Annotated in this window: 18 protein-coding genes; 4 read left to right on the top strand and 14 right to left on the bottom strand. The window is 61.6% G+C overall.

Annotated features, from left to right (window positions below; genetic code table 11):
- Nucleotides 1-124: 124 nt before the first annotated feature.
- The 3 genes from HCF10_RS13450 to HCF10_RS13440 are packed head-to-tail and all read right to left on the bottom strand — an operon-like array spanning nt 125 to nt 2787.
- Nucleotides 125-937, bottom strand: coding sequence for an oxidoreductase (locus HCF10_RS13450; protein ID WP_131698160.1), 813 nt, complete (start codon nt 935-937; stop codon nt 125-127).
- A 34-nt stretch (nt 938-971) separates the two neighbouring features.
- Nucleotides 972-1970, bottom strand: a complete 999-nt coding sequence (locus HCF10_RS13445; protein ID WP_167655719.1) for an NADP-dependent oxidoreductase — start codon at nt 1968-1970, stop codon at nt 972-974.
- A 28-nt stretch (nt 1971-1998) separates the two neighbouring features.
- Complete coding sequence (locus HCF10_RS13440; protein WP_167655718.1) at nt 1999-2787, bottom strand: SDR family NAD(P)-dependent oxidoreductase; 789 nt, start codon at nt 2785-2787, stop codon at nt 1999-2001.
- Between the two features lie 177 nt (nt 2788-2964).
- Here HCF10_RS13440 and HCF10_RS13435 point away from each other — a divergent pair, with 177 nt between their 5' ends.
- The 3 genes from HCF10_RS13435 to HCF10_RS13425 all read left to right on the top strand — a co-directional run bounded on the left by HCF10_RS13435 (nt 2965) and on the right by HCF10_RS13425 (nt 6455).
- Nucleotides 2965-3552 (top strand): TetR/AcrR family transcriptional regulator, encoded by a 588-nt coding sequence (locus tag HCF10_RS13435; protein WP_131698157.1) that lies wholly within the window; start codon nt 2965-2967, stop codon nt 3550-3552.
- Between the two features lie 117 nt (nt 3553-3669).
- Nucleotides 3670-5313, top strand: a complete 1644-nt coding sequence (locus tag HCF10_RS13430) for an MFS transporter (protein ID WP_131698156.1) — start codon at nt 3670-3672, stop codon at nt 5311-5313.
- On the top strand, nt 5310-6455 hold the full coding sequence (locus HCF10_RS13425) for an HlyD family secretion protein (protein ID WP_053138529.1): 1146 nt from the start codon (nt 5310-5312) through the stop codon (nt 6453-6455). Before HCF10_RS13430 ends, HCF10_RS13425 begins: the two co-directional genes overlap by 4 nt.
- 12 nt (nt 6456-6467) lie before the next feature.
- On the opposite strand, the gene HCF10_RS13420 is transcribed toward HCF10_RS13425, so the two are convergent.
- From HCF10_RS13420 to copC, 9 genes are all read right to left on the bottom strand, one after another.
- Complete coding sequence (locus HCF10_RS13420; protein WP_237683115.1) at nt 6468-7325, bottom strand: aldose 1-epimerase; 858 nt, start codon at nt 7323-7325, stop codon at nt 6468-6470.
- A complete protein-coding gene (locus tag HCF10_RS13415; protein ID WP_065927003.1) occupies nt 7325-8605 on the bottom strand; it encodes a TRAP transporter large permease in 1281 nt (426 codons plus the stop codon). The genes HCF10_RS13420 and HCF10_RS13415 overlap by 1 nt, the downstream gene beginning before the upstream one ends.
- A 1-nt stretch (nt 8606) precedes the next feature.
- Entirely contained in the window at nt 8607-9134 is a 528-nt protein-coding gene (locus HCF10_RS13410) for a TRAP transporter small permease (RefSeq protein ID WP_090402566.1), read from the bottom strand.
- Between the two features lie 66 nt (nt 9135-9200).
- Entirely contained in the window at nt 9201-10163 is a 963-nt protein-coding gene (locus tag HCF10_RS13405; RefSeq protein WP_167655717.1) for a TRAP transporter substrate-binding protein, read from the bottom strand.
- Nucleotides 10164-10213: 50 nt separating this feature from the next.
- Nucleotides 10214-11089 carry an SMP-30/gluconolactonase/LRE family protein gene (locus HCF10_RS13400; RefSeq protein ID WP_167655716.1) on the bottom strand — a complete coding sequence of 292 codons (876 nt, stop codon included), beginning with the start codon at nt 11087-11089 and terminating at the stop codon, nt 10214-10216.
- Between the two features lie 30 nt (nt 11090-11119).
- Nucleotides 11120-11938, bottom strand: a complete 819-nt coding sequence (locus HCF10_RS13395; RefSeq protein ID WP_131698152.1) for an NAD-dependent epimerase/dehydratase family protein — start codon at nt 11936-11938, stop codon at nt 11120-11122.
- Nucleotides 11939-12160: 222 nt separating this feature from the next.
- Complete coding sequence (locus HCF10_RS13390; protein WP_167655715.1) at nt 12161-13423, bottom strand: OprD family outer membrane porin; 1263 nt, start codon at nt 13421-13423, stop codon at nt 12161-12163.
- 156 nt (nt 13424-13579) lie between these two features.
- Complete coding sequence (gene copD, locus HCF10_RS13385; RefSeq protein ID WP_167655714.1) at nt 13580-14437, bottom strand: copper homeostasis membrane protein CopD; 858 nt, start codon at nt 14435-14437, stop codon at nt 13580-13582.
- Between the two features lie 3 nt (nt 14438-14440).
- Entirely contained in the window at nt 14441-14806 is a 366-nt protein-coding gene (gene copC, locus HCF10_RS13380) for a copper homeostasis periplasmic binding protein CopC (protein ID WP_167655713.1), read from the bottom strand.
- Between the two features lie 115 nt (nt 14807-14921).
- Between copC and HCF10_RS13375 the strand changes: the two genes are divergently transcribed.
- Nucleotides 14922-15542: a TetR/AcrR family transcriptional regulator gene (locus tag HCF10_RS13375; protein ID WP_027606227.1), complete on the top strand. Its 621-nt coding sequence runs from the start codon at nt 14922-14924 to the stop codon at nt 15540-15542.
- A gap of 95 nt (nt 15543-15637) precedes the next feature.
- On the opposite strand, the gene preA is transcribed toward HCF10_RS13375, so the two are convergent.
- Nucleotides 15638-16912 carry an NAD-dependent dihydropyrimidine dehydrogenase subunit PreA gene (gene preA / locus HCF10_RS13370; RefSeq protein ID WP_115488543.1) on the bottom strand — a complete coding sequence of 425 codons (1275 nt, stop codon included), beginning with the start codon at nt 16910-16912 and terminating at the stop codon, nt 15638-15640.
- The gene (locus HCF10_RS13365) at nt 16912-18279 is read right to left on the bottom strand and encodes an NAD(P)-dependent oxidoreductase (protein WP_145336138.1); all 1368 of its coding nucleotides are present in this window, start codon (nt 18277-18279) and stop codon (nt 16912-16914) included. The genes preA and HCF10_RS13365 overlap by 1 nt, the downstream gene beginning before the upstream one ends.
- Nucleotides 18280-18303: the final 24 nt, after the last annotated feature.

Raw genomic sequence — 18303 nt, 5'->3', positions numbered from 1 at the left:
GCGAAGCGCCCCCAATGAAGGACGAATGCGGTGTACCCGATATTGCGTAGTGGCTGGTTTTGGGGCTGCTGCGCAGCCCAACGCGGGACAAGCCCTCTCGCCACAAGTCTGCACATCTTGTGATTCAAACCGGCAGGCGAAATTGCTTACGCAAGGCCTTATCGAAGAACCCAGCAGGGGCGAAGCGGCGCAGCAGGCTGATTTGTCGTGCGGCCTTGCCAGCCGTGTAGCGAGGCTGAGGGTGGATGTCGGTCGCGGCTTTGACCACGACTGCCGCGACGACGTCTGGCCGGTCGGCTTTCGGCATCACCTCGGCCAGCAGTGCCTTGAACCCGGCTCGGGGCTGATCGTAGGTCTTCAGCAGCGAGTCTGGCTCAATACCGTTTTGATCGAAGACGGTACGCACGAATGCGGGCTCGATGACCGAGACGCGAATATTGAAGGCACGCACCTCGTGGTCAAGGGATTCGGAATAGCCTTCCAGCGCGTGCTTGACCGCCGAATAATGAGCGGAGTAGGGCGCGGGGATTACCCCTAGAATCGATCCGATATTGATGATGCGCCCCTGGCCACGCTCTCGCATTGCCGGGAGTACCGCATTGGTCATGCGGATGACGCCGAACAGATTGACGTCGAACAGTGCCTGTACCTGTGGGAGCGAGAATTCTTCAGCGCCGCCCAGCAGGCCGATGCCGGCATTATTGACCAGCAGATCGATCCGCCCGGTCTGTGCGAGCACGGTGGAGACGAGCGCACTGACAGAGGCGTCGTCTGTCACGTCGCAGGTGAGCATGGACACCGGCGTTGAGCTGGCCCCCGCTTTCCGACTTGTGCCAAATACCCTATACCCTGCACGCACCAGTGCTTCAGCAGTCGCTTGACCAATACCGGACGACGCACCGGTGACTATCGCAGTTCTTTCGGAAGGTGTTTTCATTTGAGGCTCCGCCGGTTGTTGAGTGTGTGCTGGGTCATATGATCTTTATGACCACCTTCCCCTTGGCTCTGCCCCGTTCGACGTAGCTCAATGCCTCAGCCGTTGCCTCGAAAGGGAAGGTTCGGTCGATCACGGGTGTGATAGCGCCGGACTCGACGAGCACGGTGATTTTCTGCAATTGCGCACCGCTCGCGCGCATGAACACGAACCCATAGTCGACGCCCTGCCTGCGGGCTTTTCTGCGTATGCCGCTGCTTAACAGGCGCATGATCCAACCGAGTCCCCAGGATAGCTTTTGCTCGCGTGCGAACTCGGCGGTTGGTGGCCCTGAGATGGAGATGAGCTGCCCACCCGGCTTGAGAATGCGCAGGGATGTTTCCAGTTCGGCGGGGCCCAGGCTGTTCAATACGACGTCGTAGTCACGCAACACGGTTTCGAAGTTTTGCTGCGTGTAGTCGATGACGACGTCTGCTCCCAGCGCCTTGACCCACTCCACGTTGGGGGTGCTGGTCGTGGTGGCAACGAAAGCCCCCAGGTGTTTTGCAAGCTGGATGGCAATGCTGCCGACACCACCGGAGCCCGCCTGGATAAAGACTTTTTGTCCCTTCTTCAAGCGGGCTGTTTCAACCAGCACCTGCCAGGCGGTCAGTGCAACCAGGGGCAGGGCGGCGGCTTGTTCCATGCTGGTGTTTTTGGGTTTCAGTGCGAGGGCACTTTCCTCAATCGCGATCAGCTCGGCAAAGCCACCGATGCGCGCGTCGGGCGGGCGCGCGTAGACCTCGTCACCGGGCTTGAAGCTGCGCACGCCTGACCCTACGCGAACGACGACGCCGGCCACGTCGTTGCCCATGATCAGCGGGAATGTGTACGGCAGGATCAGTTTGAATTCACCCTTGCTGATCTTCGAATCCAGCAGGTTGACGCTGCTGGCATGCACCTTGATCAGCACGTCGTGGATGCCTGGTTCCGGGTCCGGTACCTCGGCAAGGCGTCCTTGATTCTTGCCGTAACGGTCGATCAGGAAGGCTTTCATCGTTCAGTTCCCATGGATCGCGTGACTATCACGCCTTGGCTTGATAGCGCTCGGCGACGGTCGATTGGCGAATCTCTGACAGCAAACCTTGACGGGCGGCCTGCAGAGCATCCCAGCGGGCGGCGTCTTGCAATGGCGGAATGGTCACCGGCTCGCGACGATCAAAACCGACCAGCGCAGCATCGACCAGCTCGTCCACGCTCATGATTTCGCTCAGGGTATTGATGTCGATGCCTGCACGATCCCAGATTTCCGTGCGGGTGGCCGCTGGAAGAACGGCTTGCACGTAGACGCCTTTGGACGAGAGCTCGAGGCTCAGCCCTTGGGATAGAAACAGCACGAACGCCTTGGTTGCACCGTAGACGCTCATGCCGAATTCCGGTGCCAGCCCCACCACCGAGCCAATGTTGATAATCGCGCCGTTACCGGCGTGTACCAGGCGTGGAGCGATAGCGCTGGCGAGTCGCACCAGGGCGGTGGTGTTGAGCGCAACCAGGTTGGTAACGCTGTCGATGGATTGCTCAATGAAGCTGCCGGACAGGGCGGCGCCCGCATTGTTCACAAGGATGCCGATACTGGCGTCATCACGCAGGCGAGCTTCGACGGTGGTCAGGTCGCTGGTTTGAGTCAGGTCGGCCTGGATCACGTCAATGGAAACCGCGTGTTTCTCACGCAGCCGCAAGGCCAATGCGTCCAGCCGGCTTTTGTCGCGGGCAACCAGCACCAGGTTGTGCCCACGTTGGGCAAAACGCTCGGCGTAGGTCGCGCCAATGCCTGTTGAGGCGCCGGTAATCAGTACGGTTTCTGGGGTGCTCATAGGTAGATGCTCTTGATTGTTCAGGATGATCAGAGACGGCGATCCGCGCCGCACAGCCGTAGAGACATGTGCGGGTGGTTTTATGATGTCGATCATAATCAAAGGTGTCAATAGTTTTGATTATGAACGACATCAGAGTATGATCAGGCCATTGTTCAGGAGTCGCAGGGGCGCGAAATGAAGATCACCAAGACGCAATCACTCGCCAACCGAGCTCATATTGTGGAGACGGCGTCAGAGCTGTTTCGTGAGCGTGGCTATGACGGTGTGGGTGTGGCAGAACTCATGGCTACTGCGGGTTTTACCCAGGGAGGCTTCTACAAACACTTTGGCTCCAAGGCCGATCTGATGGCCGAAGCGGCCGAAAACAGCCTGGCCAAATCCCTGTCGAGTACCTGCGATCTCGACGTGCCGGAATTTGTAAACCTGTACGTGTCCAGGGACCACCGAGACGGCAGGGGAGCGGGGTGCACCCTGGCAGCCCTGTGTGGTGACGCCGCCCGTCAGTCCGATGATCTGAAGGCGACCTTTGCCAGTGGCGTTGAAAACACGCTTGCAGCACTCGAGGACAAGTACACGGCGGGTGTGGATGTCACCAGGCAAGAGGCCCGCGCGAAAATGATCGACCTGCTGGCCCATGCAATCGGTGCGGTCATGCTGTCGCGGGCGTGTCCGGATGACTCGGCCCTGGCGGATGAAATATTGGAAACGTGCCGCGCTGAGATAATGGCATCCCTGCCATCGAGTAAAGAAAGCAGCGCATGAGTGGCAAGATGGGCGCTGACTGATACGTCCAAGATGGCAAGATGAACTCTGCTCAGGTTTACTGTCTCTGAGTAGTGGTTTTACCGACGTCACCCGTCGGGTCATCTAGGTCATCGAATGGATAAATACACCCCCCACACCTGGGAACCCCACGAGCGCCCGAGCCTGCCCGGTTCGCCGTCGACGCCGTGGCACCCCACCCACAAGCGCTGGCTGTATGCGCTGGTCGGCGTGCTGGTGGCAATCACCGGTGGCCTGGGCAACGCGCTGGTCATCGCCAACCTGCAATACCTGCAAGGCGCGCTCGGGGCGACCACCGCGGAAATGGCCTGGCTGCCCGCCGCCTATGTGATGACCAACGTGTGCATGAACCTGCTGCTGGTGAAGTTTCGCCAGCAATTCGGCCTGCGGGCGTTTACCGAGGTGTTCCTGGTGCTGTACGCGCTGGTGACCTTCGGCCACTTGTTCGTCAACGACCTTAACTCGGCCATCGCGGTGCGGGCGGCCCATGGCATGGTCGGCGCGGCGCTGAGTTCGTTGGGCTTGTACTACATGATCCAGGCGTTCCCGGCGAAGTGGCGGTTGAAATCCCTGGTGCTGGGGTTGGGCACGGCGCAATTGGCCTTGCCGCTGGCGCGACTGTTCTCCGAAGACCTGCTGCAAATTGCCGAGTGGCGTGGTTTGTACCTGTTCGAACTGGGCATGGCGCTGATCTGCCTGGGCTGTGTGTTCCTGCTCAAGCTGCCCCCCGGCGACCGCTTCAAGACCTTTGAAAAACTTGATTTCCTCACCTTCGCCATCCTCGCCAGCGGCGTGGCCCTGCTGTGCGCGGTGCTGTCCCTGGGGCGTATCGACTGGTGGCTGGAAGCCCCTTGGATCGGCGTGGCCTCGGCCTGTTCCCTGGTGCTGATCATGGCCGGCCTGGCCATCGAACATAACCGCGCCAACCCGCTGCTGATGACGCGCTGGCTGGGCAGCGGCACCATGATTCGCCTGGCGCTGGCGGTGATCCTGATTCGCATGGTGCTGTCGGAGCAGTCCACCGGTGCTGTCGGGTTCATGCAGATGTTGAACATGAGCTACCAGCAGATGCACACGCTGTACGTGGTGATGCTGGCGGGGGCGATTGCCGGGTTGGTGGTCAGTGCGCTGACGATCAACCCGGCGCACCTGCTGATGCCGCTGGTGATTTCCCTGGCGCTGATGGCCACCGGTTCGGTGATGGACAGTTTCTCCAGCAACCTCACGCGTCCGCAGAACCTGTACATCAGCCAGTTCCTGCTAGGCTTCGGCGGTACGTTCTTTCTGGGGCCGACCATGGTGCTGGGGACCAAAAACGTGCTGGCCAACCCGCGTAACCTGGTGAGCTTTTCGGTGATGTTCGGGATTTGCCAGAACCTCGGCGGCCTGATCGGCGCGGCCTTGCTCGGCACCTTCCAGATCGTGCGCGAGAAGTATCACTCCAGCATGATCGTCGAGCACCTGACCTTGCTCGACCCGCGTGTGGCCGCGCGGGTGCAGAGCGGCGGGTCGGCCTATGGCGGCATCGTTGCCGACCCGGAATTGCGTAACCTGATGGGCATCCGCAGCCTGGCCACCGCGGCGACCCGTGAGGCCAATGTCATGGCCTACAACGATGTGTTCATGCTGATCGCGATTATCGCGATCCTGACCATGATCTGGATCTTTATCCGCAGTCTGTGGCTGATGAGCACCACTAAAGCAGCCACTCCCGTTCAACCCAGCGGCGCTACTTCATGACCGAACCCACCACCACGACCACCAACGCCATCGCCGCCACCCCGGAAGGCACCACGCCGCCCGGTGCCACGGTCACCGAGCCGCGCTCATTGCGCGTGCGCATCCTCTCGTCACTGGGTTTCGCCGCGATTGCCATCGTCGGGGTGCTGATCGTGCTGTATGCCTGGCAACTGCCGCCGTTCAGCAGCGCGGTGGAAACCACCGAGAACGCTCTGGTGCGTGGCCAGGTAACCATCATCGGCCCGCAGCTCAGCGGCTATGTGTTCGAGGTGCCGGTGCAGGACTTCCAGTACGTCAAGGCCGGCGACCTGCTGGTGCGCCTGGATGACCGCATCTACAAGCAGCGCCTCGACCAGGCGCTGGCGCAACTGGCGGTGCAGAAGGCTTCGCTGGCCAATGTGGTGCAGCAACGCAACAGTGCCGAAGCCACCATCAAGCTGCGCCAGGCCGCACTGGTGGATAGCCAGGCCCAGGCGCGCAAAAGCACCGCCGACCTGCGCCGCAATGAAGAGCTGATCAGCGACGGTTCGGTGTCCAAGCGCGAGCTGGACGTGACCCGCGCCGCCAATGCGCAGACCATCGCGGCGGTGGCCCAGGCCCAGGCCAGCCTGGAAATTGCGCGGCAGGATTTGCAAACGGTGATCGTCAATCGCGGCTCCCTGGAAGCGGCGGTCGCGAGTGCCGAGGCCGCAGTGGAGTTGGCGCGTATCGACCTGTCCAACACCCGTATCACCGCGCCGCGTGACGGTCAGTTGGGGCAGATTGGCGTGCGTCTGGGAGCCTACGTCAACTCCGGCGCGCAATTGATGGCGCTGGTGCCGAAGCAGCTGTGGGTGATCGCCAACATGAAGGAAACCCAGATGGACAATGTGCAGGTCGGCCAGCCGGTGACCTTCACCGTGGATGCGCTGAACCACCGCAGGTTTCACGGCACGGTGCAGCATATTTCCCCGGCCACGGGGTCGGAATTCAGCCTGTTGCAGGCGGACAACGCGACGGGCAACTTTGTGAAGATTGCCCAGCGCGTGCCGGTAAGGATTACGGTGGACCCGGATCAGGCTGAGAGTGAACGGTTGCGGCCGGGGTTGTCGGTTGTCGTGAGTATCGATACGGCTGGGCGCCTGAAAAACTCCCCACCTTGAGCAAGCTCGCTCCTACAGGGGGGTGTATTTCAGGTTGAAATTGAGTTGGACCGACTGATTGTGTTCCAGCAGTTTCAGGCCCGGCCGTCCCGTCAGGTGATGAGCATTCACCGGATGACTCACCGGCTCGATGCAAAAGAACCCCAGCCCCGGCGGGCAGTACAGCAGAAAGTAGTCGGCCCCGCTGGCCTGGCATTCCAGCGCATAGCCCAGGTCCGGCTGTTCGATCCGGCAATACCCGTCCCACTGGCAAAACCCGTTGTCCACCAGGCCTTCGGGCAGGGTATTCAATACCTGGAAATCCCACTCGCCCGGCACCGGCGTCAACCCGGTCGGCAGCTTGGACGCGTCACTCATCCACACCTGCGCAGCCCTGGCCTGCAACCGGGTACCCGGCCGGCGCGGAAAGTACGGATGCAAGCCCACGCCATGCCACGCCGCTGTTTCGGCCAGGTGCGTCACCCGCAGCTCGATACTCAACGCCCCGTCGATCAAGCGAATCCGCTGCTCGGCGCGATAGGCAAACGGCGTGTCACAGCGTACTTCCAGCACTGCTTCATCCGCCGACTGGCTGACCACCTGCCACGCCTGTTGCCAGGCCGAACCGTGAATCGGCAAAGGATCGGTCAGGCTGTTGGGCGTGAGCGCGAGCCAACCGTCGGGGTTGTCGAAACCGCCGTGGGCAATGCGGTTGGACCAGGGCACCAATGGATAGCACCCCAGCTTGCCCGGCAAACCGGTATGGATCGCCTGCTCATCGTTATGGCGCAGCAACGGCTGGCCGGTGGCGCGCACGGACCAGTTGACGATGCTGCCGCCCACGGCCGGATTCAAGGTGAGGTGGGTCAGGCTGTCTTCAAGTTCAATCATCACAACACCACGCTTGGCAGCCATAGCGACAGCGCCGGAATGTACGTCACCGCAATCAGCACCAGGAACAGCACCGCGTAGAACGGCAGCAGCGCCTTCACGGTCTTCTCGATACTCACCTTGCCCACCGCCGCACCCACGAACAGCACCGCACCCACCGGCGGCGTAATCAAGCCAATGCCGAGGTTGACCAGCATGATCATGCCGAAGTGCACAGGGTCGACGCCGATACCCAGCACCACCGGCAGCAGGATCGGCGTGAGGATCAGGATCAGCGGCGCCATGTCCATCACCGTGCCGAGCAACAGCAGCATGGCGTTGATGCACATCAGGATCACGTAGCGGTTGTCCGACAGGGTCAGGAACAGGGTGGTGATCTTCGCCGGGATCTGCATCAAGGTCATGATGTAGCCGAAGCTGGCGGCGAAGGCGATCAGGATCATCACGATGGAAATGGTGCGCACCGTGCGGTGCATCAGCTTGGGCAGCTCGCTCCATTTGTAGTCGCGGTAGATGAACATGGTCACGAAGAACGCCCACAGCACCGCAATCGCGGCGGACTCGGTGGCGGTGAAGATGCCCGACAGGATGCCGCCGAGGATGATCACCATGGCCATCAGGCCCCACAGCGCGTCGGCGCAGATTTTCAGGGCCTGTTTCAAGGGGATGACTTCGCCCTTGGGGTAGTTGCGTTTTTTCGCGAAGATCAGGCACAGCACCATCAGGCACGCGCTCATCAACAACCCAGGCACCACGCCGGCCATGAACAGCGAGGCGATGGACACCGTGCCGCCCGCCGCCAGGGAGTAGAGCACCGAGTTATGGCTGGGGGGGGTCAATAGCGCCTGCACCGAACCACTGACGGTAACTGCGGTGGCAAATTCCCGTGGGTAGCCACGGCGCTCCATTTCCGGGATCAGCACCGAGCCGACCGAGGCGGTGTCGGCCACCGACGAGCCGGAGATGGCGCCGAAAAACGTCGAGGCCATGATGTTCACCAGCGACAGGCCGCCGCGCACAAAGCCCACCAGCACCCCGGCAAACGCCACCAGCCGGCGCGACATGCCGCCCTCGGCCATGATCGCCCCCGCCAGCACGAAGAACGGAATCGCCATCAGCGAAAACTTGTTCACCCCGCCTGCGACCTGAATCATCAGGGCCTGGAACGGGATGTCGATCCACCACGCGCCAATCAGCGCCGACAAACCCAGGGCGTAGGCCACCGGCATGCCGATCAGGATCAGGGCGATAAAGCTGCCCAGCAGAATCAATGCGTCCATATCAGGCAGCCCCTTCGCTTTCTTCCACCAGGTCGAAGCGCACCACGCGCCGGTTGCTCTGGTCACCGAGCAGGAGTTTTTCCACCACGAAGATCAGGGTCAGCAGCCCGCCAATTGGAATCGGCATATAGGTGATGCCCACGCGCAGGGTCGGGATGGCGCTCATGAACTGGTTCCAAGTCGACAGGCACAGCTTGGTGCCCCAGATGGCCATGAACAGGCAGATGGTGCCCATCAGCAGTTGCGAAAGGATGCCGACGATGCGGCGCTGGGCGGGCGGCAGGCGGTCCGTGACCATGGCCACCGACATATGTGCACCGGCGCGGTAGCTGGCGGCGGCGCCGATAAAGGTGAACACCAGCATCAGCAGGATGGCGGTGGGTTCCGGCCAGCTGGAGCCGGTGCCGAGGATGTAGCGGGCGAAGATGCCCCAGGGGATGATCAGTGCGACGCCGAGAACCGAGAGGCCGGCGACCCAGATGCAGGTCATGTAGATGCGGTCGTTGATGCGCAGCAGTAGATTCTTCATGGCGTTCACCGTAACCGGGCGCGTCGGTGCAGACCGCGCCGGGCCTTTTGCGAGAGGCAGGAGAGGTTATTGAACGGCGTCGATGCGCGCGATGATGTCGGCGTAAGGCGCGCCGTACTTGGCGCGAACCGCTGCGGTGGCGTCATAGAAGGGCTTTTTGTCGACGGTGATGAACTCGACACCGGCCTTTTTGAGTTTTTCCTCACTGCTGGCGGACTTGGCATCCCACAGCGCGCGTTCATCGGCCTGGGCGGCCTTGGCGGCGTTTTTGACCATGACCTGTTGCGCCGGGGTGAGCTTGTTCCAGGTGATTTTCGACATCACGATGGGCTCAGGCAGGATCAGGTGCTCGGTGAGGGTGTAGTACTTGGCGTTCTGGAAGTGGTTGTGTTCGAGCAGGGTCGGCGGGTTGTTCTCCGCGCCGTCGATCACTCCGGTCTGCAAGGCGCTGAAGATCTCGCCGGTGTCCATGGCAATGCCGTTGGCGCCCATCGCGTTGAAGGCATCGATGAACAGCGGGTTGCCTTGCACACGGATCTTCATGCCCTTGAGGTCTTCGATCTTGCGCACCGGCTTCTTGGTGTAGAGGTTGCGCGTGCCGCCGTCCATCCAGGCCAGGGCCACCAGGCCGAACTCGGAGTCGGTGATCTTGGCGAGAATTTCGTCGCCGATTTCGCCATCGATGACCTTGCGCATATGCGCCTGGTCGCGGAACACGAACGGCAGGTTGAACACGTTCACGTCCGGCACCACTGGCCCGACGATGCCGAGGCTGACGCGGGTCATCTGCACGGCGCCGACCTGGGCCTGTTCGACCACTTCTTTCTCGGAGCCCAGCACGCCACCGGGGAAGTATTTGAAGGTCAGTTCGCCGTTGCTTTCCTTGGTCAGGGCCTTGCCCATGTTTTCTTCGGCAACAACGGTGGGGTAGCCGGCGGGGTGGATGTCGGCGAATTTGATTTCCAGCGCGTGGGCGGCGCTGCTGAGGGTAAAGACTGCGACGGCGAGCAAGGTGCGTTTGAAGTCCATGGGAGTCACTCCTGTGTTGTTATTGTTGTATTCAAGGCACAGCGATGCAGCTAGAGAGTAAACGTCGGTTCAGGCAGTCCTTGGACGCCGGGGTTGAGGGCGAACACGCCGCCGGACACTGACTGTTCACTCTGGTCGTCACGGATCGAGGTGACAAACAGGGTGTCCAGGCGGCTGCCGCCGAAGGCGCACATGGTGGGTTTTTTCACCGGTACGCTCAGGGAGCGGTCCAGGCGACCATCGGGGGTAAAACGGTGGATCAGGCCGGCGTCGTTGGCGCAGATCCAGTAGCAGCCATCGGCGTCCACGGCGGCGCCGTCGGGGCGGCCGTGGAAGTTGTGCATGTCGACGAACACGCGACGGTTGGACGGCGTGCCGGTGTCCATGTCGTAGTCGAAGGCCCAGATCTGCTGCACCAGCGGGTGCGAATCCGAGGCGTACATCGTGCGGCCATCGGGGCTGAAGGCCAGGCCGTTCAGGGTGATAAAACCGTCCAGCTGGGCATGGGGTGCTGAACCCGATGCATAGCGATAGAGGATGCCTTCGGCCGCATTCGCGCCCATGTTCAGCACCATGCTGCCGGCCCAGAAACGTCCTTGGCGATCACAGCGGCCGTCGTTCAGGCGCATGTCCGGGCGTGGGTGCTCGACGCTGGCCAACGGCGTGGTGTCGAGGCTGCCGTCGTTGTGCGGCGTGAGTTGGAAGAAACCGGTTTCCATCCCGGCGACCCAGTTGCCCGCGGTGGTGCGGGCGATGCAGGCGAGCATCTGCGGGGCTTTCCAAGCGGCAACGTGGCCGGTGGCGGCGCTCCAGCGTTGCAGGCCGCCGTGGGGGATGTCCACCCAGTACAGGGCGTTTTCCTCGGGCACCCACACCGGGCATTCGCCCACGGCATTGCGGGCGTCGACGATCAATTCAGCAGTCATGGCAACTCATTCCCTTGGGTGGGTGTGAACTCAGTCATCGAATGGCCCGGCGGCGCAGAACGCGCCACCCTGATAGACCTTGGCCGGGTCATCGGCGGCCACCGGTGGCTGGGCTTCGACCTGGGCACGGAAGACTTCGGAGCTGTCTTTCGGGGCGTAGCCCAGGTGTGCGGCGTAGCGGTTGTCCCACCAGGTGTCGAGGTTATCCGACATGCCGTAGACCACGGTGTGGCCGACGTTCGGCGTATACAGCGCGCGTTCGAGCAGTTGGGTCAGGTCGTCGAAGCTCAGCCAGGTGTGCATCATCCGGCGGTTCTGCGGTTCCGGGAACGAGGAGCCGATACGGATGCTCACGGTCTCGATGCCGTAGCGGTCGAAGTAGAAGCTCGCCATGTCTTCGCCGTAGGACTTGGACAGGCCGTAGTAGCTGTCGGGGCGGCGTGGAGAGTGGGCGTCGATGGTTTCGGTCTGCTTATAGAAACCGATCACATGGTTGGAACTGGCGAAGATCACGCGCTTGACCCCATGACGGCGCGCGGCTTCGTAGATATGGAAGGTACCGCTGATATTGGCGCCGAGGATCTCTTCAAACGGACGCTCCACCGATACACCGCCGAAGTGCAGGATGGCGTCGACGCCTTCCACCAGGTGGTGCACCGCTTGTTTGTCGGCGAGGTCGCAGGGCTGGACTTCTTCCGAAGCATCGGCTGCCGGGGCCATAGTGGCGATGTCCGACAGGCGCAGCACCTGGGCGTAAGGACGCAGGCGCTCGCGCAGGACTTTGCCGAGGCCGCCGGCGGCACCGGTGAGCAGCAGACGGTTGAAGGGCGTGGAGGTGGTCGTGGTCATGGGGATTCCAAATTTTTGTTGTAGGTTGTCGTATGACTATACCGAAGTATTGGTAGGGATCCCCAGGTTGTCAACGTTCTTGCGGACAGAGTGCGGAGCAAAATGTGGGAGAGGGCTTGCCCTCGATGAGGGCATGCCAGTGAATGCATCTGTTACTGACCCACCGCCATCGGGAGCAAGCCCCCTCCCACAGGGGATTTTCTGGGGCTGGGAGACCAGGTTCTACAGCAGGGAGAGTGGATAGCTGATAAAGATCCGGTTTTCGTCGAACTCGTTGGTGCTGAAATCCCGGCGCATGGTTGCGTTGCGCCATTTCACGTTGAGGTTCTTCAACGCACCGCTCTGCACGGTGTAGGCCAGCTCTGATTCGCGTCCCCATTCCTTGCCATCGGTGATCGCCCCGGTGTGCACGTTACTGCCGCTGATATAGCGGTTCATCAGGGTCAGCCCTGGCACACCGAGCACCACGAAGTTGAAGTCATGCCGTACCTGCCAGGATTTTTCCTTGGCATTGTCATAACTGGAGTTGTAGCTGTCGTTGGCCAGGGTGCCGCCGCTGGTGCCGTTGACGCGCATCCACACGCTGTCGCCGGTGAGTTTCTGCAAGCCAACGTAAAAGGTGTTGCCGCCGTATTTGGCCGAGAGCAGGGCGAACACGGTTTTGTTGTCGAGGTCGCCGGCCAGGGCGCTGCCGTCTTCCTTGCCGTTGAAGAAACCCAGGTTGGCACCCAGGGTCCAGTCGCCCACGGGCTGGCTGTGGGTTAGGTTGACGTACTGCTGCTGGTAGATATCAGTCAACTCGGCGTACCACACGCCGACCTGGGTGCGCTTGTCGTTGAAGGTGTATTCGCCGCCGCCAAAGTTGAAGCGATCAGAGGTGAACGCGGCTTTGCCGTTCATGAACATGTCTTCCATGCTCGCGTCGTTGCGCGGGCTGTTGCCGCGAAACTGGCCGCCGTAGAGAGTCAGGCCGGCGATTTCGTTGGACGTCACCTGGCCGCCACGAAAGGTCTGGGGCAGCGAGCGGCCATCGTCGGAGCGCAGGATCGGCAGCACCGGCATCCACTCGCCGACCTTCAATTCGGTCTTCGACAGCCTGGTTTTCAGCGCCACGCCCAAGCGCCCGAAGTTATCGGCGGGGCGGCCGTCATCGTGGATCGGCAGCAACTGGGTGCCGCCGGTGCCTTTGCCGCCATCGAGCTTCTGCGAATACAGCCCCAGCACATCAATGCCGAACCCTACGGTGCCCTGGGTGAAGCCGGACTTGGCGTCGAGAATAAAACTCTGCGTCCACTCTTCGGCCTTGCCCTGGGGGTTGCTCGGGTTGGTGAAGTTGCGGTTGAAGTAGGCGTTGCGCAGGTTGAGCGTGGCCTTGGCGTCATCGACGAAACCGTCGGCGTGGGCGACGAGGGGCAGGGCGAAGGCCAGGCTGCCGAGACCGATAAGGCTGATACACGACGAGGAATTACGGGCGAATTGACTCACAGTGACGCTCCCTTTCATTTGTTGTTTTTATTATTTGTTATACGTCGTCGTACAACATTGGGCGGATATTTGCGGGGTTTTCGTGGAGTGTCAAGCAGAAGTTATGCGATGACTGGGTGTGGGTTGATCTAGAACGGGCACCGCCCCCTCCCACATTCAGCCCGCCAGGACCATCGGCGGCAAAGTGCCAAGGAGTGAAACGGCAGCTACTGCGCAGACACCGAGCAGCCATTCCACCATTACGCTGGCCTTCAAGCTGCCCAGTCGCTGTTCGCAGTGGTCAAGGCGCAACCGGTTCAACAATGCAAGCGCCAACATGCCCAGCACCAGCATCACCTTGATCAGCAGAATCAGGGCAAAACCACTGAACAAGGGGGTGGGCCACAGCTGCCCGGTGAGTACGCGCACATTGATCAGGCCGGTCACCAGCAAACCGGTGACCAGGCCATAACCCACGCCGCTGAAACGACGCAGGACCGGCGCCAGCTCAACACCGTGTGGCGGCCTGAGGATCAATACCAGCAGCAATAACCCCCCCAACCATGCGCCAACGGACATCAGGTGCACCACCTGGTTGAGGATCAACAACTGCCCGCTCAGCCCATCGAGCATGGCGCCATGGCCGACCGGGGCCAGGGTCATCAGCAACAGCGTGATCAACGGCAGACGCGGGGCCTTCCAGGCGGTCGTCAGGGCGATGACCAGCAAGCCATTCAACATCAGGTGCCAGGTCCACACCTGACCAAAAAAAGTCTTGCCCAGCACCAACTGCACGGTCGACAGTTCCAGCGCCGCCGGCCATGAACCGGCCATGCTGGCGGTAATCAACCCCAGCCAGATCATCCCCGACGCGAGGGCCGTCCATGCCAGCCCGCGGGTGATGCGCAACAATTGCCGGTCCAGCAGCGGCTGCGGTTCAGCGCCCAGGAGCCAGGGTCTGAATACACAGGCCCCGAACATCAACAGCACGACGATGAAATGCACGAACCGGCACAGCACCAGCAGCGTTGCCATGGGTTATTGGCCGACCTTGAAGCTGTATTCACCGTTGCTTTTGTGGGTGTCGACCGACACCGCATTCCACACCACTTTGTAGTTACCGGCCGCGAGCGGTGCGGCAGGCGTCACCACCAGGGTTTTCTTGTCGGCGTCCGGGGTTTCCAGGCCTTTGATGGCGATTTCGGTGCCGTCCTTGCTCAAGGACACTTTGGTGAAGGTGGCTTCGACGCCTTCGCTGAAGGTCAGGCGCAGATCTTTGGGCGCAGTGACGCTGCTGTCTGCCGCAGGCGTGGCGCTTTTGAGATGAGCATGGGCAAATGCTGTTGAGGCACCCAGCAGGGAGGCGAGCAGGGCGACAGTGGTCAGGGTTTTCTTGATCAACATTGTGCAATACCCATCAATGGTTAGGAGCGGGCAGTGTACGAAGTTTCGACTGCGCCTGTCGCCCCGATCTAGAGCGGTGGTAGTCTTTGGGTCATGTCTTTGTCAGGGAGCCCTTATGGGCAATCACAAGAGCGGAATTCGCCGGGTCAACGTCGAAAAAATCCTGCTGGCGGCGGAGAAGATCTTCGCCGAAAAGGGCTACGGCAGCACCGCCATGGCCGATATTGCCGAAGAAGTGCAACTGCCGCGCTCCAACCTGCATTACTACTTCACCACCAAGAGCGAGCTGTACAGCGCGGTGCTGTTCGACCTGCTGGAAGTGTGGAAGCAGGACGCCCTCAGCTTCGAGACCTTCGATGACCCCCGGGTGGTGCTCAGCAGCTATATCCGCGCCAAGATGCAACGCTCGCGCACACGGCCCTATGGCTCCAAGGTCTGGGCCAACGAGATCATCCACGGCGCGCCGACACTCGGTGAGGCCCTGGATGAGAGCCTGTACGACTGGGCCAAGATGAAGGAAGCGAAAATTCGCCAGTGGGTGGAAGACAAACGCATCCTGCCGGTGGAGCCTTCGAGCCTGCTGTACATGATCTGGGCTTCGACCCAGCACTATGCCGACTTTGACCACCAGGTGAAGATTTTGAATGATCACCAGCCGTTGTCGGATATGCAGTTCGAGAAGGCGATCCAGACGGTGACCAGTGTGATTTTGCGTGGGATTGGGTTGGAGCCTTGAGTATTGTGGTGGGGCTTAGGGCCTCATCGGGGGCAAGCCCCCTCCCACATTTGATGTGTGGTGTGGGAGGGGGCCCCCGATAGTGGCCTGAAGGACTACACCGCCTCTCGATAGGGATTCCTCGGATCCTGCGTCCAATTCAAAAACGGCTTGCCCGTGTCGATAGGCACCATCTCGATGCAATCCGCCACCGGGCAGGTGATCTGACACAGGTTGCAGCCCACGCACTCATCATCGATCACTTCGTATTTATGCGTGCCGTCCGCCTGTTTCAGGCTGGCGATGGCCTGGTGCGAGGTATCCTCACAGGCAATATGGCAACGCCCACAGCCAATGCACGCCTCTTGGTCGATCTTGGCGATCACCTGGTAGTTGATGTCCAGGTACTTCCAGTCCGTGGTGTTGCCCACCGCCCGCCCGGAAAATTCTTGCAGGCTGGTGTAGCCCTGGCTGTCCATCCACCGCGACAGCCCATCCTTCATCTCCTCCACGATGCGAAAACCATGCAGCATCGCCGCCGTGCACACCTGCACCGCGCCGCAACCGAGGGCGACGAATTCAGCGGCGTCGCGCCAGTTGCCAATGCCGCCGATTCCACAGATCGGCAGGCCCTGGGTCTGCGGGTCGCGGGCGATTTCGGCAACCATGTTCAGGGCAATCGGCTTGACCGCCGAGCCGCAATAACCGCCGTGGGTGCTCTGGGTGCCGACCATCGGCAGGGCGACCATGCGTTCCAGGTCCACGCTGGTGATGGAGTTGATGGTGTTGATCAGCGACACCGCGTCCGCACCGCCGCGATACGCTGCCCGCGCCGCCACACGGATGTCGGTGATATTCGGCGTGAGCTTGACGATCACCGGCAGCGAGCAATAGGTCTTGCACCAACGCGTCACCTGTTCCACGTACTCCGGCACCTGGCCCACCGCCGCCCCCATGCCGCGTTCGGGCATGCCGTGAGGGCAGCCGAAGTTCAGCTCGATACCGTCGCAGCCGGTGGCTTCCACCAGGGGCAGGATGTTTTTCCAGGATTCCTCAACGCAGGGCACCATCAGCGACACGATCAGCGCGCGGTCGGGCCAATCCTTTTTCACCTGGGTGATTTCCCGCAGGTTGATCTCCAGGGAACGGTCGGTGATCAGCTCGATATTATTGATGCCCAGCACTTCACGGTTGGCGCCGTAGTGCGCCGAGTACCGCGATGACACATTGACCGCCGCCGGGTCTTCACCCAGGGTTTTCCACACCACGCCGCCCCAGCCCGCTTCAAACGCACGCACCACGTTGTAGGCTTTGTCGGTGGGTGGCGCGGAGGCCAGCCAGAACGGGTTGGGGGCCTTGATACCGGCGAACACAATCGAGAGATCGGCCATTACGCAGCCTCCACATTCAGCATGAGTTGGGCGTGCATGGCTTCGGCGGCCAGCTTGCCGTGTTGCACCGCCTGCACGGTGAGGTCCTGGCCGAGGCTGACGCAGTCGCCGCCGGCATAGACCCCAGGGATGCTGGTGCGCAGCTGTTCATCGACGAAGATACGCTCGCCGACGCGGTGCAGCTGTTGCGCCAGGGGATCGTGCAAGGCCTCGCCGTCAAAACCCTGCCCGATGGCCTTGAAGATGGCATCGGCGGCCAGTTCGAAGGTCTCTCCGGTAGGGTGAAGACGGCCGTTTTCCAGGCGGGTGCGGGCGAAGCGCATGCCGCGTACGTGGCCCTGGTCGTCGAGCAGGACTTCTTCGGGTTGGGCCCAGGTCAACAGGCGCACCTGATTGGCCTTGGCGATGTCCTGCTCATGGTGGGTGGCGCCCATGTCGGCCAGGCCACGGCGGTAGACGAGGTTCACATCACGGGCGCCGAGCCGGGCCATTTGCACGGCCATGTCGATGGCGGTATTGCCGGCGCCGAGCACGATGCAGCGGTCGGCCAGGGGCAGCTGGGTCAGGTCGTCGGCCTGGCGCAGTTCGCGGATATAGTCGGTGGCGGCGAGCAGGCCGGGCGCGTCCTCATGGGGTAAGCCGAGTTGCTTGCTCGCAGCCAGGCCCAGGCCGAGGAACACCGAGTCGAATTGCTGGTGCAGTTCGCTCAAGGTCAGGTTGTCGCCCAGGCGCTGGCCGTGGCGGATTTCGATGCCGCCGATCTGCAGGAGAAAATCCAGTTCCTTCTGGGCGAAGTCGTCCACCAGCTTGTACTTGGCGATCCCGTATTCATTCAGGCCGCCGGCTTTTTCCCGCGCTTCGAAGATCACCACGTCATGCCCGTGCAGGGCTGCGCGATGAGCGCAGGCCAGCCCTGCGGGACCCGCACCGACTACGGCGATGCGTTTGCCGGTCGGTGCGGCACGCTGGAACGGGTGTTCGCTGAAGTGTGCGTTGTCTACCGCATAGCGCTGTAACAAGCCGATCAGCACCGGCGCGCATTCTTCGGCGTTGTTACGGACACAGGCTTGCTGGCAGAGGATCTCTGTCGGGCAGACTCGCGCGCAACTGCCGCCAAGGATGTTGGCCGAGAGAATCTTGTGCGCCGCGCCCTGGACGTTGTCGGTGTGGATATTGCGGATGAACGACGGGATGTCGATTTCGCTGGGGCACGCGTTCACACACGGGGCGTCGTAGCAATACAGGCAGCGCGAGGCTTCCAGTTGGGCCTGGCGCGCGTTGAGAGGCGGCGCCAGGTCGGTGAAATGGCTGGCGAGGGTGGCCCCGTCTTCATGGGGATGGGGGAGGTGGGTCAGGGTCTGGATCACGGTGTTGGCCTCACGGTTTTTTTG

The sequence above is a fragment of the Pseudomonas sp. B14(2022) genome (assembly GCF_012030485.1).
Lineage (GTDB): Bacteria > Pseudomonadota > Gammaproteobacteria > Pseudomonadales > Pseudomonadaceae > Aquipseudomonas.
This window is presented reverse-complemented; position numbering and strand designations above follow the sequence as displayed.

Excerpts from the sequence above, each read along its gene's own strand:
- HCF10_RS13450 (WP_131698160.1), bottom strand. The coding sequence starts at position 937 with ATGAAAACACCTTCCGAAAGAACTGCGATAGTCACCGGTGCGTCGTCC.
- HCF10_RS13445 (WP_167655719.1), bottom strand. The coding sequence starts at position 1,970 with ATGAAAGCCTTCCTGATCGACCGTTACGGCAAGAATCAAGGACGCCTT.
- HCF10_RS13440 (WP_167655718.1), bottom strand. The coding sequence starts at position 2,787 with ATGAGCACCCCAGAAACCGTACTGATTACCGGCGCCTCAACAGGCATT.
- HCF10_RS13435 (WP_131698157.1), top strand. The coding sequence starts at position 2,965 with ATGAAGATCACCAAGACGCAATCACTCGCCAACCGAGCTCATATTGTG.
- HCF10_RS13430 (WP_131698156.1), top strand. The coding sequence starts at position 3,670 with ATGGATAAATACACCCCCCACACCTGGGAACCCCACGAGCGCCCGAGC.
- HCF10_RS13425 (WP_053138529.1), top strand. The coding sequence starts at position 5,310 with ATGACCGAACCCACCACCACGACCACCAACGCCATCGCCGCCACCCCG.
- HCF10_RS13420 (WP_237683115.1), bottom strand. The coding sequence starts at position 7,325 with ATGATTGAACTTGAAGACAGCCTGACCCACCTCACCTTGAATCCGGCC.
- HCF10_RS13415 (WP_065927003.1), bottom strand. The coding sequence starts at position 8,605 with ATGGACGCATTGATTCTGCTGGGCAGCTTTATCGCCCTGATCCTGATC.
- HCF10_RS13410 (WP_090402566.1), bottom strand. The coding sequence starts at position 9,134 with ATGAAGAATCTACTGCTGCGCATCAACGACCGCATCTACATGACCTGC.
- HCF10_RS13405 (WP_167655717.1), bottom strand. The coding sequence starts at position 10,163 with ATGGACTTCAAACGCACCTTGCTCGCCGTCGCAGTCTTTACCCTCAGC.
- HCF10_RS13400 (WP_167655716.1), bottom strand. The coding sequence starts at position 11,089 with ATGACTGCTGAATTGATCGTCGACGCCCGCAATGCCGTGGGCGAATGC.
- HCF10_RS13395 (WP_131698152.1), bottom strand. The coding sequence starts at position 11,938 with ATGACCACGACCACCTCCACGCCCTTCAACCGTCTGCTGCTCACCGGT.
- copD (WP_167655714.1), bottom strand. The coding sequence starts at position 14,437 with ATGGCAACGCTGCTGGTGCTGTGCCGGTTCGTGCATTTCATCGTCGTG.
- copC (WP_167655713.1), bottom strand. The coding sequence starts at position 14,806 with ATGTTGATCAAGAAAACCCTGACCACTGTCGCCCTGCTCGCCTCCCTG.
- HCF10_RS13375 (WP_027606227.1), top strand. The coding sequence starts at position 14,922 with ATGGGCAATCACAAGAGCGGAATTCGCCGGGTCAACGTCGAAAAAATC.
- preA (WP_115488543.1), bottom strand. The coding sequence starts at position 16,912 with ATGGCCGATCTCTCGATTGTGTTCGCCGGTATCAAGGCCCCCAACCCG.